Raw genomic sequence first — 16,543 nt, forward strand, 5'->3', positions numbered from 1 at the left:
ATGCCGGCCGCGCGGCCTCCGCGTCAGCGCGTGCCCGCGTTCAGCGTGCCCTGCGTGCGCGCCGCGCCCGCCGCAGCATCCTGGGCCTGCTAGGCCGGCCGCGCCGCCTCCGCGTCAGCGCTTGCCCGCGTTCAGCGTGCCCTGCGTGCGCGCCGTGCCCGCCTCGGCATCCTCGCCGTCGCGCTCGCCGCTCAGGTCGCGCGCGCCCCAGCGCTGCGCGAGTGCCGCGCACGCCATTAGCTGGATCTGGTGGAACAGCATCAGCGGCAGCACGATCGCGCCGACCGCCTGCGCGGAGAAGATCACCTTCGCCATCGGCACGCCGGCCGCGAGGCTCTTCTTCGATCCGCAGAAGATGATCGTGATCTGGTCGGCGCGATTGAAGCCGAGCCGCTTGCTGACGATCGTCGTCAGCACCAGCGCGATCACGAGCAGCACGACGTTGACGACCAGCAGGCCGCCGAGCGCGCGCGCCGGAATCTGGTGCCACAGCCCCTGGTTCACGGCCTCGCTGAACGCGACGTACACCACGAGCAGGATCGAGCCCTGGTCGACGAAGCGCAGCACGCCGCGATTGCGCTCGATCCAGCCGCCGATGACGGGCCGCAGCAACTGGCCGGCGACGAACGGCACGAGCAGCTGCATCACGATGCTGCCGACCGTACTCCACGGCGACGCGGCCGCGGCCGACTGCGACGTGATCATCAGCCCGACGAGCGCCGGCGTCACGAAGATCCCGAGCAGGCTCGACGCGGACGCCGCGCACACGGCGGCCGGCACGTTGCCTTTCGCGATCGACGTGAACGCGATCGACGACTGGACCGTCGACGGCAGCGTGCACAGAAACAGCACGCCGGCATAGAGCGTCGGCGTGACGAGCGGTTGCAGCACGGGCTTCAGCGCGAGGCCGAGCAGCGGGAACAGCGCGAACGTGCTGAGCAGCACGACCGCATGCAGCCGCCAGTGGGTCGCCCCCGCGACGACGGCTTCGCGCGACAGCTTCGCACCATGCAGGAAGAACAGCAGGCCGACCGCGATGTTGGTCGCCCAGTTGAACGCGTGGGCGGCCGGGCCGCGGCACGGCAACAGGCTCGCGAGCACGACGGTGCCGACGAGCGCGAGCGTGAAGTTGTCGGGAAGGAAACGGGGACGGGCCATCGGGAGCTCGATTCGAAAACGGCGGCGCGCATCGCGCGCGCGAAGCCGACATTGTCCCGGCTGCTCATTCAAGAGACAAATTCATTGTGAGAATCGATTGATGAATCCATTGAATGCGGCAGGGCCACCGGACGGCGCGCGAATGAGCAGAAGAATGTTCTTCCACAATTGGCCGCGGAAGTGAAAAAACCTAGCAGTAACATGGTGTTACACCGATGCCGGCGACCTAACACTTTTTGGCTCGACACCGTTTCAGGCCGCTCATAAATTACTGCTGAAAGGCTTGCGTCAGCCGAAAAACACCGGCGGTGAGCGGTAACAGGCAACGAATGATGACGGAACGGGTGAAACTGAAGGTCGGACGATGGGTGGCAGGCGTGCTCGGCACGCTGCTGATGCCGTTCGCGCTCGCGCAACCGCCGCATGGCGGTCATGCGTTCGGCGGCCACGGTTTCGGCGGTGGCGACATGCGCGCGTACGGCCAGTCGGCCGCCAGCGCGCAGGTCTGGCGCCGGGCGCTGCCGCCGGGCGGCGCGCGTGTCGGCGGCGTGAGCGGCTCCGGCTCCCGCTGGGGCCTGCGGCCGACGCCGTCTTACGGCCATTACGCCGCGCAGAGCCCGTATCGCCCGATCAGCGCCGACTCCCGCCAGATGCCGCGCCCGCCGGGCGGCGGCAACGTGCCGATGCGCGCCGGCTCGATCCGCGCCGACGTCGCGCGCTACAACGAGGAGCGCGGCGGCCGTCCGATGCCGCCCCTGCGCGCGCAGGAAGAGCCTGCCGCCCACTCGCCGTATTTCTCCCCGTTCTACCGAAACTGAGCACCCCGCGCGTTCGCTGAGCGCCGTCGCGCGCTCGTCCCTCGCCGGCTGTGATGCGAATTCGCCACAGTCGCGCGCAGATTTCCGCTGATTTTCCCTCCGCATTGCGCTATCTTTCGCGCCCGGCACGGGCGCCGTCCCGCGGCCGTCCCGTCGCATGCCCGCCCCGCGCGGGCCCGCCGCGACGCGTGCGGCCATGTGTCGATGCCGCGAAGTTAATGCCGCCGCTATACCCGCAATAAGTGCGCGCAATTTTGACCGGACAAATGATCCGTAAAGATGGCTGCGCCCCATACGACGCAAGCAATCGGCTCCAAAAAACAACGCTCGCGCCACTTATCGACTTCGACAAAACCTGGAGATCCCATGAAAGCATTCGCTCGCCGTGCGTCGCGCACGTCCGTCAAGCTGATCGCCGCGGCCACCTGCGTGGCGGCCGCCGCACCCGTCCACGCGCAGTCGAGCGTTTCGCTCTACGGTCAGGTGGACGAATGGATCGGCGCAACCAAGTTCCCGGGCGGCGATCGCGCGTGGAACGTGTCGGGCGGCGGGATGTCGACCTCGTACTGGGGCCTGCACGGGGCGGAGGATCTCGGCAACGGCTACAAGGCGATCTTCACGCTGGAGAGCTTCTTCCGCGCGCAGAACGGCCAGTTCGGGCGCTTCCAGGGCGATACGTTCTTCGCGCGCAACGCGTACGTCGGCGTCAGCTCGCCGTACGGCACGGTGACGGCAGGCCGCCTGACCACGCACCTGTTCCTGTCGACGATCCTGTTCAACCCGTTCTACGACTCGTACACCTTCTCGCCGATGGTGTACCACGTGTTTCTCGGCCTCGGCACGTTCCCGACCTATCCGAGCGACCAGGGCGCGGTGGGGGATTCGGGCTGGAACAATGCGCTGTCGTACACGTCGCCTTCGTTCGGCGGCCTGAATTTCGGGGCGATGTACGCGCTCGGCAACACGGCCGGCGACAACCGCTCGAAGAAGTGGAGCGCGCAGTTCAACTACGCGAACGGCCCGTTCGCAGCGACGGCCGTCTACCAGTACGTGAACTTCAACAACGGCCCGCAGGACCTCAGCTCGCTCGTGACCGGCATGAAGAGCCAGGGGATCGGGCTGGTCGGCGCGACCTACGACCTGAAGTACGTGAAGCTGTTCGGCCAGTATATGTATACGAAGAACGACCAGGTCGCCGGCAGCTGGCACGTGAATACCGCGCAGGGCGGCGTGTCGGTGCCGCTCGGCGTCGGCAACGCGATGGCGTCGTATGCGTACTCGCGCGACGGCGGCGGCCTCGACCAGACGCGCCAGACCTGGGCCGTCGGCTACGACTATCCGCTGTCCAAGCGCACCGACGTCTATGCCGCGTACATGAACGACCACATCAGCGGCCTGTCGAACGGCAACACGTTCGGCGCAGGCATCCGCGCAAAGTTCTGACGAGACGATGGCGGGCGCGAATCGACACCGCGCGTGCCGCCCGCCCGTTTCCCGTCCCGCAACGGCGCCGCTTACTGTTGCGCCGTTTTGCCATTGTTGACCTTTTGGTTTCCTTGCCTTTGTTACCCTATCTCGTAATTGCATGATTCCCAGGAATTGCGAGCTAGTTCGATGGATACCCTCGTCAGCATGAATGTGTTTCGCTACGTCGTCGAAGTGGGCAGCTTCGTCGGCGCGGCGGAGCGCATGCAGATGTCGGCCGCGATGGCGAGCAAGCACGTGATGCATCTCGAGCAGCAGCTCGGCGCGCGGCTGCTGCATCGCACGACACGACGCGTCGCGCCGACCGAGGCGGGACGCGAATACTATGAGCGCCTCGTGCAGGCGCTGTCGGAACTCGACGAAGCCGGACAGGCGGTCGGCGCCGCGAGCGTCGTGCCGCAGGGCCGCCTGCGCGTGACGTCGCTGTCCGCGTTCGGATTGCGGCACGTGATGCAGGCCGTCACCGATTATGCGGGCCGGTTCCCGGACGTGGTCGTCGACATGACGCTGTCCGATCGCGTGGTCGACCTGATCGAGGAAGGCTATGACGTCGCGGTGCGCGCGGCGCCGAACGGACTGAAATCCTCGTCGCTGGTCGCGCGGCAGATCGCGACCGCGCACATCCTGCTGGTCGCGTCGCCCGAGTATCTCGAGAAGCACGGCACGCCGCAGACGATCGCCGATCTCGCGCACCACAACTACCTGCGGCGCGATTCGAATTCGACGATGCTCGATTCGCTGGTGATCGACGCGGCCGCCGCGTCGCGCGTGAACCTGAACGGCAACCTGATCGTGAACCATCTCGAAGGGCTGCGCGCGGCCGTGCTCGCGGGCGCGGGCATCGCGCTGCTCGGCACCGAGGTGGTCGGCGACGACATCGAATCCGGCCGGCTCGTGCCGGTGCTGCTCGACTCGGTGCCGCCGCACGAGGCGCCGATCTATGCGGTGTATGCGAGCCGCCGCCATGTGTCCGCGAAGGTGCGCTCGTTCGTCGACTTCCTCGCCGCGCGTTTCGAAGGGCAGTCGCTGTGCCCGTCGATCGAATCGCACCTGCGCGTGCTGCCGATCACGCGGATCAAGCGCGCGGGCTGAGCGGCGCTGCCCGCCCGCGGGCGGATATAAAAAAAGCGCGAGCCGTTGCGGTTCGCGCTTTTTCGTTTCCGGTCCGACGTGATGCGTGGATGCGCGGCGGTGGCGCCGCCCGCCGCATGCGTCAGCGTGCGATGCCGAGCCGTGCCTTCGCGTCGTCGTACTCGCGCTTCATCCGCTCGACGAGCTCGCCGACGCTCGGCAGGTCGTCCATCAGGCCGACGCCCTGGCCGGCACCCCAGATGTCCTTCCACGCCTTCGTCTTGTCGCCGCCGAAATTCATCTTCGTCTTGTCCGATTCCGGCAGCGCGTCCGGATCGAGGCCGGCCTTCTCGATGCTCTCGCGGATGTAGTTGCCGTGCACGCCGGTGAAGAGGTTCGTATAGATGATGTCGGACGATTTCGCGTTGAGGATCGCGTGCTTGTAGTCCTCGACCGCGTGCGCTTCCTGCGTCGCGATGAAGCGCGTGCCCATGTACGCGAAGTCGGCGCCCATCGCCTGCGCGGCGAGGATCGAGCCGCCGTTCGCGATCGAACCGGACAGCACGATCGGGCCGTCAAACATCCGGCGCACTTCGCCGACGAGCGCGAACGGAGAGGTCGTTCCCGCGTGGCCGCCGGCGCCGGCCGCGACCAGGATCAGCCCGTCGACACCGGCTTCGAGCGCCTTCTGCGCGTGACGCAGGTTGATCACGTCGTGCAGCACGATGCCGCCGTAGCTGTGCACCGCGTCGACGATCTCGCGCGCCGGCGCGCGCAGGCTCGTGATGAAGATCGGCACCTTGTGCTCGACGCACACGCGCACGTCATGCTCGAGGCGCACATTCGACTGGTGGACGATCTGGTTGACCGCGATCGGGCCGATCACCGCGTCCGGGTGCTTCGCCTTGTGGTCGGCGAGCTCGGACTGGATCTGCGTGAGCCATTCGTCGAGCAGTTCGGCCGGACGGGCGTTGAGCGCGGGGAAGGATCCGACGATACCCGCCTTGCATTGCGCGAGCACGAGTTCGGGGTAGCTGACGATGAACATCGGCGACGCGATGACGGGCAGCGTCAGGTTCTGCAGGACAGCGGGCAATGCCATGTGATGTCTCCAGTCTCGAGGGGCGGCCGGCCCCGGCGCGATCGCGCCGGCTTCGGCATGCATGCTTGGCGGTCGAACGATGCTTCGAGTGTAGCGGCGTAGCGCTGCGCCCATATTAATACGAACGGTCGTGCGATTCTACGCGAGCTTAGCAAACGGCGCGGCGGGGCGACAATCGAGTGAGTGTTCTCTTTCTACGCATTCGGGCCGCTGCCGCGCGCAGCAGCCGGCCGCGCGCTCCTACAATACCCGCCATAACAAACCGACGAGAAACAAACCATGTCGTTTGACGCGTTTGCATCGTTTCGCGTGACGTTGCAGGACACCGACATCTTCGGTGTCAAAGGAGGCGCGGGGCCGCCGCTTCTGCTGCTGCACGGCCATCCGCAGACCCACATGATCTGGCATCGCGTCGCCGCGACGCTGGCGAATCACTTCACGGTGATCGCGACCGACCTGCGCGGCTACGGCGCGTCGGGCAGGCCGCCGAGCGACGCGCGGCACGCGCCGTATTCGAAACGCGCGATGGCGGCCGACCAGGTCGCCGTGATGCGGCATTTCGGCTTCGAGCAATTCCACGTGTGCGCGCACGATCGCGGCGCGCGCGTCGCGCACCGGCTCGCGCTCGATCATCCGGCGGCCGTCGAACGGATGATGCTGCTCGACATCGCGCCGACGCTCGCGATGTACGAGAAAACCGATCGTGCGTTCGCGACCGCGTATTTCCACTGGTTCTTCCTGATCCAGCCGGCGCCGCTGCCCGAAACGCTGATCGAAGGCCGCACCGATGCGTATATCGAGCGCGTGATGGGCAACCGTTCGGCCGGGCTCGCGCCGTTCGCGCCGGAGGCGCTCGCCGCGTATCGCGCCGCGCTCGCGCAGCCGGGCGCCGTGCATGCGATGTGCGAGGACTACCGCGCGTCGGCGACGATCGATCTGGAACACGACCGCGCGGATCTCGAGCGCGGCAACAAGGTCGCGTGCCCGCTGCGCGTGCTGTGGGGCGAGCACGGGATCGTCGGCCGCTGCTTCGATCCGCTCGACGAATGGCGGCGCGTCGCGCGCGACGTCAGCGGCCGCGCGCTCGATTGCGGGCACTACATTCCGGAAGAGGCGCCCGTCGCGTTGATCGACGAGCTGCTCGCGTTCTTCGACGCGCGCGACGCGGCCGCGTGAGCGGCGCCGGCCGCGGCGGCAAGCGCCGACGGTCAGCGGCGCGCGGCGTCGTCTTCGACGAGCGGCGGCAGGCGGCGCGGCACGGGCGTCGATTTCACGATCGCCGTGCTCGTTTCCGCGCGCTCCGTCACCTTCGACAGGATGTCGTCGAGGTGCCCGATCGTGCGCAGGTAGAGCCGGCAGATGAAGCAGTCCTCGCCGGTCACCTTGTCGCATTCGACGAATTCGGGAATCCGCCGCAACACCTCCTCGACCAGATGCAACTGCCCCGGCAGCGGCTTCACGCGGACGATCGCCTGCAGCGTGTAGCCGAGCGCGCGCGGGTCGAGCTCGACGGTGAAGCCCGCGATCACGCCCTGCGCTTCGAGCCGCCGCACGCGGTCGGCGGTCGCGGGCGCCGACAGCCCGATCTGCCGCGCCAGTTCGCTGGTGGCGATGCGCGCATCCTCGGCAAGCGCCGCGAGGATCGCGCGGTCGGTCGCGTCCAGTGACGCGACGGCGGGCGGGGAAAGGCGTTTCGACATGATCGCTTTGCTTTCGAAGGTGAATCGGCGGTTTCGCTTCAGTTTAGTCGTGGATGCGCGGAAAGCAAGTTCCTAGAATCGAAGTCATCTTCTCTCGTCGAATGGAGTCCCTGATGGCCTCGAACGAAACCCGCCGCGGCGCCGCCGAGATGGTCGTCGCGATGATGATGTCCGGCACGATCGGCTGGCTCGTGATGTCGTCGCAGCAACCGCTCACCAACGTCGTGTTCTTCCGCTGCCTGTTCGGCGCGGCGACGCTCGCGATCGTCTGCGCGGCGCTCGGCTTCCTGCGCCGCGCGCTGTTCTCGCCGCGCATGCTCGCGCTCGCGACGCTCGGCAGCGTCGCGATCGTCGCGAACTGGCTGCTGCTGTTCGCCGCGTATTCGCGCGCGTCGATCTCGATGGCGACCGCCGTCTACAACACGCAGCCGTTCATGCTCGTCGCGCTCGGCGCGATCGTGTTCCGCGAGCGGATCAGCGCATCGACGATCACGTGGCTCGCGCTCGCCTTCGTCGGGCTCGTGTGCGTGGTGCGGGTCGAGCCGGCGGTGCTCGCGGTACCCGGCGAATATCTCGAAGGCGTCGCGCTGTCGCTCGGCGCGGCGTTCCTGTACGCGGTGTCGTCGATCGTCACGAAGCACCTGAAGGGCACGCCGCCGCATCTGCTCGCGCTGCTGCAGGCCGGCCTCGGCATCGTGCTGCTCGCGCCGTTCGCCCACTTCGGCACGTTGCCGGCGACGCCCGCGCAGTGGCTCGATCTCGTCGTGCTCGGCGTCGTGAACACCGGCGTGATGTATGTGCTGCTGTACGGCGCGATCCAGAAGCTGCCGGTCGCGATGACGGGCGCGCTGTCGTTCGTCTATCCGGTCGTCGCGATCATCGTCGATCGCGTCGCGTTCGGACAGACGCTCGCGTGGACGCAGGTGCTCGGCGCGCTGCTGATCCTGCTCGCGGCGGCCGGCGTGAACCTCGGCTGGCGCATCGTGCCCGCGCGTCGCGCGCCGCTCGGCAACTGAAATATTCGTGCGCTTCGGCGAGCTGTTTCGGCTCGCCGCCGCGGCCGTCTGCCGCGCCTGTGTGCGCCACGTCCGGGAACGCCGATTGCCCGCGAACAAGGCCGCAGGAAGTTGTAGGGAAACACCCGATGCGACGCCGCAGCGTCGCTCGTATGATGCGGCTGTGACGTTGATCACGTTCACAGGATTCCGATCTCATGCCGTTCGCCAGACAGGCCGAACGGCATTTTTTTATGCGCCGCTCCGTGCGAGCAGGCGCCGCCGCGCATCGAGCCGCGCGAGCAGCGCACGCCTCGCGTCGTCGTCCGACGCGCGCCATCCCTTGATCTCGGCGCGCGTGCGCAGGCACCCCGCGCACCAGTCGGTACGCGGGTCGATCCTGCAGACGTCGGTGCACGGCGACGCGACCGTGCCGACCACCACCGGCACGTCGCTCATGCGTCGTTCCTCAACGCGACGTCGGCGACCGGTGCGCCGGTCAACGAGACGAGCTCCTGCGGCGACAGGTTGAACACCGCGTGCGGATGGCCGGCGGCCGCCCACAGGCTGTCGAGCGCGAGCAGGTCGGCGTCGATCAGCGTGACCGGCTCGACGAGATGGCCGATCGGGCACACGCCGCCGATCGCATAGCCGGTGTGGTCGCGCACGAACTTCGCATCGGCACGGCCGACCGGGCCGACCTGGGCGGCGACCTTCTTCTCGTCGACGCGGTTCACGCCGCTCGCGACGACGAGCACCGGCAGCCCGTCCGATTCGCGCCGAAACAGGATCGACTTCGCGATCTGCGCGACCGAGCAGCCGAGCCCGGCCGCGGCCTCGGCGGAGGTCTTGCCGGTTTCGGCGAGCATCACGATGCCTTTCGAATGCCCGCGCTCGCGCAGCAGCAACGCGACGCGTCGCGCGGAATCGGGGAGGGAGTCGAATGAAGTGGGTGTCGTCATGGAGAGTCCGTGAGTGGCGGGGTCAGACGCAGCTCGGCGCGTCGGTCGCGCTCTGCGCCTTCGCGAGCAGCGCGCGGCCGGCGCGCGACACGTTCGCGCGGCCGATCGCGTTCGAGATGAAGTCGCCGGCGGCGACCACCTGCGCGAGGTCGATGCCGGTGTCGATGCCGAGGCCCTGCATCAGGTACAGCACGTCCTCGGTCGCGACGTTGCCGGTCGCGCCCTTCGCGTACGGACAGCCGCCGAGGCCGGCGACCGACGCGTGGAAGATCTCGATCCCTTCGAACAGCGCCGCGTAGATGTTCGCGAGCGCCTGGCCGTAGGTGTCGTGGAAGTGGCCCGACAGCCGTTCGCGCGGAAACACGCGCGTGACGGCCGACAGCACTTCGCGCGTGCGCTTCGGCGTGCCGACGCCGATCGTGTCGGCGATGTCGATCTCGTCGCAGCCGAGCGCCGCGAAGCGTTCGACGACGTCGACGACCGACGCGACCGGCACCTCGCCCTGGTACGGGCAGCCGAGCGTGCACGACACGCTGCCGCGCAGCCGCACGCCGGCATCCTTCGCGGCCTTCGCGACCGGCTCGAAGCGCGCGATGCTTTCCGCGATGCTGCAGTTGATGTTCCGCTGCGAGAACGCCTCGCTCGCCGCGCCGAAGATCACCACTTCGTCCGCGCGTGCGGCGAGCGCGTTCTCGAAGCCCTTCAGGTTCGGCGTGAGCACCGAATACACGGTGCCCGCGCGACGTTCGATGCCGGCCATCACGTCGGCGCCGTCGGCCATCTGCGGCACCCATTTCGGCGACACGAACGACGCGGCCTCGATGTTGCGGAAACCGGCGCGCGACAGCCGGTCGACGAGCGCGATCTTCACGTCGGTCGGCACGAAGGTCTTTTCGTTCTGCAGCCCGTCGCGCGGGCCGACTTCGACGATCTTGACGGCGGTGGGGAACGTCATGGTTGTCTCCAGTTTGTGTAGGGCGGAATTCAGTAGCCGCGCGCGTAGTCGACGATGCCGCTCACGCGCTCGCCGCGCTCGAGCGCGCGGATCTTGCCCGCGATCTGCTCGACCGCTTCGTCGCGCAGCGTCTCGGCCGAACAGTGCGGCGTGATCGTGATGCGCGGCGCGTGCCAGAACGGATGATCGGCCGGCAGCGGCTCGTGCTGGAACACGTCGAGCGTCGCCGCGGCGAGCTGGCCGCTCGCGAGCGCGTCGAGCAGATCGGCTTCGACGAGATGCGCGCCGCGTGCGACGTTCACCAGATACGCACCCGGCGCGAGCCGGGCGAAGGTGCGTGCCGACAGAATCCCGTCGGTATCGCGCGTGCTCGGCAGCAGGTTCACGAGCACCTTCGCACCGTCGAGGCATGCGTCGAACGCGTCGTCGCCCGCGAAGGTGTCGATACCGTCGAGCTGCTTCGGGCTGCGGCTGTAGCCGCGCACCGGCAGGCCGAGCGCGGCGAGCGCCTGCGCGACCTGCGCACCGAGCACGCCGAGGCCGAGCACCGCGACGGTGAAGCGCGCGCGCGGATGCGGTTCGAGCACCTGCCAGCGGCGCTCGCGCTGCAGCGCTTCGTATTCGTCGAAGCGGCGCAGGTAGCGCAGCACCGCGTGCGTCACGTATTCGATCATCTGCTGCGCCATGCCCGAATCCTCGAGGCGCACCAGCGGCACGTCGGGGGGCAGCGTGCCGGGATGCGCGCGCTCGAGCGCGAGCAGCGCGTCGACGCCCGCGCCGAGATTGAAGATCGCGCGCAGGCCGTCGCGCGGCGCGAACAGCTCGCGCGGCGCGCGCCACACGAGCGCGTAGTCGGCGGCGGCCGTGTCGCCCGGCTGCCACGCGCGCAGCTCGGCGTCGGGTAGCGCCTGCGCGATCGCGTCGCGCCATGCGTCGGCTTCCTGATGCGGCGAGTAGAACAGGATCTTCATGCGCTTACTTCGCGAACAGCTGGCCGATGTCGGCGAACGCCTTGAATTCGAGCGCGTTGCCGCACGGATCGAGGAAGAACATCGTCGCCTGCTCGCCAACCTCGCCCTTGAAGCGGATGTGCGGCTCGATCACGAAGCGCGTGTGCGCGGCCTTGAGTTTGTCGGCGAGCGCGTGCCATTCGTCCATCGACAGCACGACGCCGAAATGGCGCACGGGCACGTTGTCGCCATCGACCGGATTCACCGCGCTCGCGCCGGTTTCGTCCGGCGCGAGATGCGCGACGAGCTGGTGGCCGAAAAAGTCGAAGTCGACCCAGTGATCCGAGCTGCGGCCCTCGGGGCAGCCGAGCAGGCCGCCGTAGAACGCGCGGGCGTCGGCGAGGCTCGATACGGGAAAGGCGAGATGGAACGGGCGCAGCGCGCCGGCGGGCGTAGCGGACATCGGGCGTCTCCTGTCGATCGGGACCGGCGCGGCGGCGCGCGGGTCGATCCGATGCATGGCAAGCGGGAAGCCCACATTCTACGGTTTCGCGGCAGGTTGCGTCGCCCAGGGGGCGCCGGTGCGCGTGGCGCGGCTCGCGCGGGTGGCCGATGGCGGCCGTCGTTGGGTGCCCGTCGCCGGTAGCTGTCCGCGGTGGCCGTCGGCGGGTGCCTATCGCCGGCGGCCTTCGCCGGGTGCCCGTCGCCGGAGGCCGTCCCCGGGTGCCCATCGCCGGCGGCCGTCCCCCGGGCGCCCGTCGCCGTTGGCCGTCCCCGGGTGCCCGTCGCCGGTGCCCGTCGCACACAAAAGCAAAGCACAAAATATTGGTTCGGCCGCCGCGCGCGGCGCGCCACAATCGAACCTCGTCTCCAAGCAAAGCAAGCGAGGGCAATCATGCGCGCATGCAGCAAATCGGCGTGGCCGCCGCGGCTCGTGACCGTTCCGGGCCTGCACGGCAGCGAAGGCGCCCACTGGCAGACCTGGCTGGAGCGGCAGTTCCCGCGTTCGCTGCGGGTCGAACAGGCCGACTGGGACGCCCCCGATCTCGCGCGCTGGGCGCAGTCGGTGCGCGCGCTGCTCGAACGCGAGCGCGGCCCGTTCGTGCTGGCCGCGCACAGCTTCGGCTGCCTCGCGGCCGCGCATGCGCTCGCGCAATGGCCGCAGACGGCCGACGTCGCGGGCGTGCTGCTCGTCGCACCGGCCAGTCCTAAGAAGTTCACGTTCGCCGGGCCGTTCGACGCGCGCCGGCTCGCGGTGCCGTCGATCGTGATCGGCAGCGAGACCGATCCGTGGATGCCGCTCGCCGATGCGCGCACGCTCGCGCAGCGGCTCGGCAGCGCATTCGTGAACCTCGGCGACGCGGGGCACATCAACACCGCGGCCGGCTTCGGGCCGTGGCCGCGCGCGAAATATTTCGTCGACACGCTGGTGCATTGCGCGGCGCCGCTGCGCTTTCGCGACGCGGACGACGGCTTCGACGCCGCGCTCGTCGACCGCGCGCTCGCGCACGCGGTCTGACACTCATCGACACGACGCTGCGCAGCCGGGGCCGCGCAGCGTCGTCGCGCCGCTACGACGCCGAGACGGGCGCCACCGCGGCCGGATCCGAGTAGCTCGACCGGCCGTTCTCGACGTGACCCGCGAAGCGGCGCGAGAACGTGCCGTTCGCGCCGTCGCTCACCGTAACGTCATACCAGTGGTGGCTCGATGCGAGCGCCCACTGCTCGACGCGTTCGTCGCCGCCGTGCAGCGTCACCTGGCGCGCGGGCGCGCCGTATGCGTTGTCGGCCAGCGTCAGCGTGACGTGGCCTGCGCCATGGTTGCGCAGCTTCAGGTACAGGTTGCCGTTCGCGATGTCGTAGCCGGCCTTCACCTCCGGCTGCGCGTGGTTGCGGCGGCGCGCGGTTGCCGCCGACACGTTGCCCGCGAACATCCGGACGAAGCCGTTCGGCCCGTACACCGAGAACGCATACACGCCGTTCGTCTCCGTCAGGTCGAAATCCGCGTGCAGCACGCGGCGCCCGCCGACCGTGTAGCGCCACGGGCCGTCGGTGCGGTTCGCAGCGTACACCTGGAAGTGCGCGCCCTGGTTGCCGCGGTTCGCGAACTCGATGCGCAGCGTGTTGCCGCCGTAGATGCTCGCGTTCACATGCAGTTCGTAAGGCAGCGCGCGGGCGGGCCGCACGCCGGGCTCCTGCGGGACGATCGGCGACGGCGTCGCGGGCACGGTGGGCGCGGGTTGCGACGTGCATTGCTGGTCGGCGATCGAGCGGTACTGGCTCGTATCGGGCAGCGACGGAAACGATGCATCCGACGAGCGGAAGTCGAACGCGGCGGTGAGGTCGCCGCAGACGGTGCGGCGCCACGGCGTGATGTTCGGCTCGTCGATGCCGAAGCGCTCGCCGATGAAGCGGATCACCGACGTGTGGTCGAACACCTGGGAGCACACGAAGCCGCCTTTCGACCACGGCGACACGACCGTCATCGGCACGCGCGGCCCGAGGCCGTACGGCAGCCCGTCGGCGGTGTAGCTGCCGCCGCGGCCCGGGTTCACGACGGTATGCAGCTCGCCGTCGGTCGTCACGGTCGACGCGCCCTGCGCGGCGGAGGTGGGCGGCTGCGGCGGCACGACGTGGTCGAAGAAGCCGTCGTTCTCGTCGTACATGATGAACAGCACGGTCTTCGCCCACACGTCGGGATTCGCCGTCAGCGCGTCGAGGATCTGCGACGTGTAGTTCGCGCCGTACGCGGGCGTGTATTTCGGATGCTCGGAGAATGCGGCGGGCGGCAGCAGCCACGACACCTGCGGCAGCCGGTCGTTGATCACGTCGTCCTTCAGGTTGTCGAGCGTTCGCACCGTCTGCGCGCGCTGGTATAGCGACGAACCCGGCTTCGCGTTGATGAAGTTCGTGAAGTTCTGCAGGATGTTCGTGCCGTAGTTGCCGTTGTACGGGTCGGCCCAGGTGAGCCCCTGCTGGTAGATCTGCCACGACACGCCGTGCGCCTCCAGCCGTTCGGGGAAGGTCGTCCACGACAGCAGCTGGTACGCGGGCGGCAGGTCGCCGTCGACGTAGTCGGCGTTGTCGAGCAGCGGGCCGCCGAACTTGCCGGTCGGATCGACCGTCCCCGTCATCAGGTATGAGCGGTTCGGGTGCGTCGGCCCCGGCAGCGAGCAGAAGTAGTGGTCGCACACGGTGAACGCATCGGCGAGCGCATAGTGGAACGGGATGTCCTCGCGCACGTGATAGCCCATCGTCATGTCGGTCTTGTTCGCCGGCCACTGGTCGTAGCGGCCCCCGTCGATTGCCGCGTGGGTCTTCGCCCACGAATGGTCGAGCGCGCCGAGGCACTGCGCGCTGGTCGTCTTCGTGTCGAGCCGAAACGGCAGCACCGGTTTCGTCGGGTCTTCCTTCGACGGCTGGTACCACACCGGCTTGCCGTTCGGCAGCGGGATCGGGAAGCGGTCGTTGTAGCCGCGCACGCCGCGCAGGTGTCCGAAGTAATGGTCGAACGAGCGGTTCTCCTGCATGAACACGACGATGTGCTGCACATCGCGGATCGTGCCGGTGCCGCGCGCGGCCGGAATCGCGAGCGCGCGGCGGATCGATTCAGGGAACGCGTTGAGCGCGACGGCGGCGCCCGCTGACTGTGCGACGGTATGCAGGAAACGGCGGCGGCTGGATGACGTCATGTTGTTTCACCTCGGTTCTGCGATCGGGGGACGGGACAGGAACGGCGGGATCAGTGCGATGAGGACGCGGCGACGCCGGACGCGCCCGCGTTCGTCGCGGGCTTGGCGTCGTCGTCATCGTCGGGCGGGTAGTGGACGACGGGCGGCGCGAGCGGTGCGGCATCGGATGCGGCGGTGCTCGCGCCTGCACCGCTGTTGAATGCGCTCGCGGAACCGGACGATGCGCCGGCCGGTGGCGAGCCGTCGGCCGTGTGCGCGTCGTGCGGCGCGTCGTCGCTGCAGGCGGCGACGAAGGTGGCGGCACACAGAACGACGACGAGGGCAACGCGACGCATGACTTCTCTCCTGGCAGGCGGATCGGGACACGATTTCCAGTATGCCCATGCGATGCGACGATTCGGTGAATCGTTTGCAACCGGGGCGTGATCGCGAAAGGCTTTCGCGAAGCTGACCGGATGCTTTCGCGAAGCATCGCAGGCTCGCATGGCGGAATTTTCCAGCGGACGCGGAGGCCGCGCGTATTTACACGCGTGTGCAATGCGACGACGGACTCATTGCAATGCCTGCGGCGTGCGCGCCGCGCCGAATGCGATCGGCAATGGGCGGGCGATGCGCCGCGAATCACGCCGAAAAGCGGGCGTTTTTGCCGCTTTGCCAGCGCACGGCCAGCCACGCGCCAGCGTCGTGCCATGCATGCGTCAAGAAAGGCGGCGCGGCCAGTTTGCCGCGCGTTCGCGCCGCGTGTCGATGCAGGCGTCGCGCGAGGGTGCTACCGGCGCTTGCCTGCGGCACCGGAATTGCTAACTGCGCCGATGCGCGTGCCGTCGCGCGCGGCCCTCCGCGCACGGGCGGCACATCTGCATCCATTCACCCCATGGAGCGAGCAGAAGTCATGTCCAGCGATCGATCCGATTCCCCGTCCGCCGAATCCGCGCGCGATGCCGGCCCGCCGACACCCGCGCCCGGCGATTCAGCGGCGCTGCCGTTGCCGCACGATACGCCGTCGAGTGCCGCACGGCGCCGCTTTTTGCAATCCGCGGCCGCGGCCGCGACGGTCAGCGCCGCATCGCACGTTCATCCGCAGCCCGCGCACGCCGCGTCCGCATCGGCTGCCCCGCACCGCAATCCGGTCCCGGCACAACCGGTTCATCTCGACATCAACGGGCGCGCCTACACGCTGCAGCTCGAACCGCGCGTCACGCTGCTCGACGCGCTGCGCGAATATGCGGGGCTCACGGGCACGAAGAAGGGCTGCGACCGCGGGCAGTGCGGCGCGTGCACGGTACTCGTCGACGGGCGGCGCATCAATGCGTGCCTGACGCTCGCGGTGATGCACGAAGGCCAGCGGATCACGACCGTCGAGGGCCTCGCGCGCGGCGGCGTGCTGAGCCCCGTGCAGCGTGCGTTCGTCGAACACGATGCGTTCCAGTGCGGCTACTGCACGTCCGGCCAGCTCTGCTCCGCGACCGCGCTGCTCGACGAGTTCTCGTCCGGGGCCGCGAGCGCCGTCACCGACGATGTGCGGCGGCGCCCGGCGCAACTGTCGGACGACGAGATCCGCGAACGCATGAGCGGCAACCTGTGCCGCTGCGGTGCGTATCAGAACATCGTCGCCGCCGTGCGCGCCGCGCACGCGGCGCGCGGTTAGCCGACGG

Annotated in this window: 17 protein-coding genes; 7 read left to right on the top strand and 10 right to left on the bottom strand. The window is 68.7% G+C overall.

Going from position 1 to position 16,543, the window contains the following annotated elements; all coding sequences use genetic code 11:
- Positions 1 to 114: 114 nt before the first annotated feature.
- Positions 115 to 1,158, bottom strand: a complete 1,044-nt coding sequence (locus ABIC50_RS30005) for a bile acid:sodium symporter family protein (RefSeq protein WP_175696634.1) — start codon at positions 1,156 to 1,158, stop codon at positions 115 to 117.
- A gap of 332 nt (positions 1,159 to 1,490) precedes the next feature.
- Between ABIC50_RS30005 and ABIC50_RS30010 the strand changes: the two genes are divergently transcribed.
- The 3 genes from ABIC50_RS30010 (at position 1,491) to ABIC50_RS30020 (ending at position 4,553) form a co-directional block, all read left to right on the top strand.
- Positions 1,491 to 1,976, top strand: coding sequence for a peptide-binding protein (locus ABIC50_RS30010; RefSeq protein WP_354168483.1), 486 nt, complete (start codon positions 1,491 to 1,493; stop codon positions 1,974 to 1,976).
- Positions 1,977 to 2,342: 366 nt separating this feature from the next.
- Positions 2,343 to 3,419 carry a porin gene (locus tag ABIC50_RS30015; protein ID WP_126228644.1) on the top strand — a complete coding sequence of 359 codons (1,077 nt, stop codon included), beginning with the start codon at positions 2,343 to 2,345 and terminating at the stop codon, positions 3,417 to 3,419.
- Between the two features lie 171 nt (positions 3,420 to 3,590).
- Positions 3,591 to 4,553: a LysR family transcriptional regulator gene (locus ABIC50_RS30020; protein WP_012364858.1), complete on the top strand. Its 963-nt coding sequence runs from the start codon at positions 3,591 to 3,593 to the stop codon at positions 4,551 to 4,553.
- Between the two features lie 121 nt (positions 4,554 to 4,674).
- Here the strand turns inward: ABIC50_RS30020 and ABIC50_RS30025 are convergent, their stop codons facing one another.
- Complete coding sequence (locus tag ABIC50_RS30025; protein ID WP_011658097.1) at positions 4,675 to 5,634, bottom strand: NAD(P)H-dependent flavin oxidoreductase; 960 nt, start codon at positions 5,632 to 5,634, stop codon at positions 4,675 to 4,677.
- Between the two features lie 279 nt (positions 5,635 to 5,913).
- On the opposite strand from ABIC50_RS30025, the gene ABIC50_RS30030 reads away from it, so the two are divergent.
- The gene (locus ABIC50_RS30030) at positions 5,914 to 6,810 is read left to right on the top strand and encodes an alpha/beta fold hydrolase (protein ID WP_354168485.1); all 897 of its coding nucleotides are present in this window, start codon (positions 5,914 to 5,916) and stop codon (positions 6,808 to 6,810) included.
- Between the two features lie 32 nt (positions 6,811 to 6,842).
- On the opposite strand, the gene ABIC50_RS30035 is transcribed toward ABIC50_RS30030, so the two are convergent.
- Positions 6,843 to 7,334, bottom strand: a complete 492-nt coding sequence (locus tag ABIC50_RS30035; protein WP_006754260.1) for an Lrp/AsnC family transcriptional regulator — start codon at positions 7,332 to 7,334, stop codon at positions 6,843 to 6,845.
- Between the two features lie 113 nt (positions 7,335 to 7,447).
- On the opposite strand from ABIC50_RS30035, the gene ABIC50_RS30040 reads away from it, so the two are divergent.
- A complete protein-coding gene (locus ABIC50_RS30040) occupies positions 7,448 to 8,350 on the top strand; it encodes a DMT family transporter (protein ID WP_175662560.1) in 903 nt (300 codons plus the stop codon).
- A gap of 231 nt (positions 8,351 to 8,581) precedes the next feature.
- Here ABIC50_RS30040 and ABIC50_RS30045 read toward each other — a convergent pair whose 3' ends face one another.
- Genes ABIC50_RS30045 through ABIC50_RS30065 form a run of 5 tightly spaced genes read right to left on the bottom strand, consistent with a single transcriptional unit; the run spans position 8,582 to position 11,659 of the window.
- Positions 8,582 to 8,788: a DUF1289 domain-containing protein gene (locus tag ABIC50_RS30045; protein WP_175730557.1), complete on the bottom strand. Its 207-nt coding sequence runs from the start codon at positions 8,786 to 8,788 to the stop codon at positions 8,582 to 8,584.
- Positions 8,785 to 9,291, bottom strand: coding sequence for a YbaK/EbsC family protein (locus ABIC50_RS30050; protein ID WP_011658094.1), 507 nt, complete (start codon positions 9,289 to 9,291; stop codon positions 8,785 to 8,787). The genes ABIC50_RS30045 and ABIC50_RS30050 overlap by 4 nt, the downstream gene beginning before the upstream one ends.
- A gap of 22 nt (positions 9,292 to 9,313) precedes the next feature.
- A complete protein-coding gene (locus ABIC50_RS30055) occupies positions 9,314 to 10,246 on the bottom strand; it encodes a hydroxymethylglutaryl-CoA lyase (protein WP_011658093.1) in 933 nt (310 codons plus the stop codon).
- A 29-nt stretch (positions 10,247 to 10,275) separates the two neighbouring features.
- Positions 10,276 to 11,217 carry a 2-hydroxyacid dehydrogenase gene (locus tag ABIC50_RS30060; protein WP_354168487.1) on the bottom strand — a complete coding sequence of 314 codons (942 nt, stop codon included), beginning with the start codon at positions 11,215 to 11,217 and terminating at the stop codon, positions 10,276 to 10,278.
- Between the two features lie 4 nt (positions 11,218 to 11,221).
- Positions 11,222 to 11,659 (bottom strand): VOC family protein, encoded by a 438-nt coding sequence (locus ABIC50_RS30065; protein ID WP_006762228.1) that lies wholly within the window; start codon positions 11,657 to 11,659, stop codon positions 11,222 to 11,224.
- Positions 11,660 to 12,091: 432 nt separating this feature from the next.
- On the opposite strand from ABIC50_RS30065, the gene ABIC50_RS30070 reads away from it, so the two are divergent.
- Positions 12,092 to 12,715 (top strand): RBBP9/YdeN family alpha/beta hydrolase, encoded by a 624-nt coding sequence (locus ABIC50_RS30070; RefSeq protein ID WP_175706498.1) that lies wholly within the window; start codon positions 12,092 to 12,094, stop codon positions 12,713 to 12,715.
- Positions 12,716 to 12,767: 52 nt separating this feature from the next.
- Here the strand turns inward: ABIC50_RS30070 and ABIC50_RS30075 are convergent, their stop codons facing one another.
- Positions 12,768 to 14,888 (bottom strand): phosphocholine-specific phospholipase C, encoded by a 2,121-nt coding sequence (locus tag ABIC50_RS30075; RefSeq protein ID WP_354168489.1) that lies wholly within the window; start codon positions 14,886 to 14,888, stop codon positions 12,768 to 12,770.
- Between the two features lie 50 nt (positions 14,889 to 14,938).
- Positions 14,939 to 15,223 carry a hypothetical protein gene (locus tag ABIC50_RS30080; protein WP_354168491.1) on the bottom strand — a complete coding sequence of 95 codons (285 nt, stop codon included), beginning with the start codon at positions 15,221 to 15,223 and terminating at the stop codon, positions 14,939 to 14,941.
- A gap of 557 nt (positions 15,224 to 15,780) precedes the next feature.
- Between ABIC50_RS30080 and ABIC50_RS30085 the strand changes: the two genes are divergently transcribed.
- Positions 15,781 to 16,536, top strand: a complete 756-nt coding sequence (locus ABIC50_RS30085) for a (2Fe-2S)-binding protein (protein WP_354168493.1) — start codon at positions 15,781 to 15,783, stop codon at positions 16,534 to 16,536.
- Positions 16,537 to 16,543: the final 7 nt, after the last annotated feature.

Source organism: Burkholderia sp. 567 (genome assembly GCF_040545115.1).
Lineage (GTDB): Bacteria > Pseudomonadota > Gammaproteobacteria > Burkholderiales > Burkholderiaceae > Burkholderia > Burkholderia ambifaria.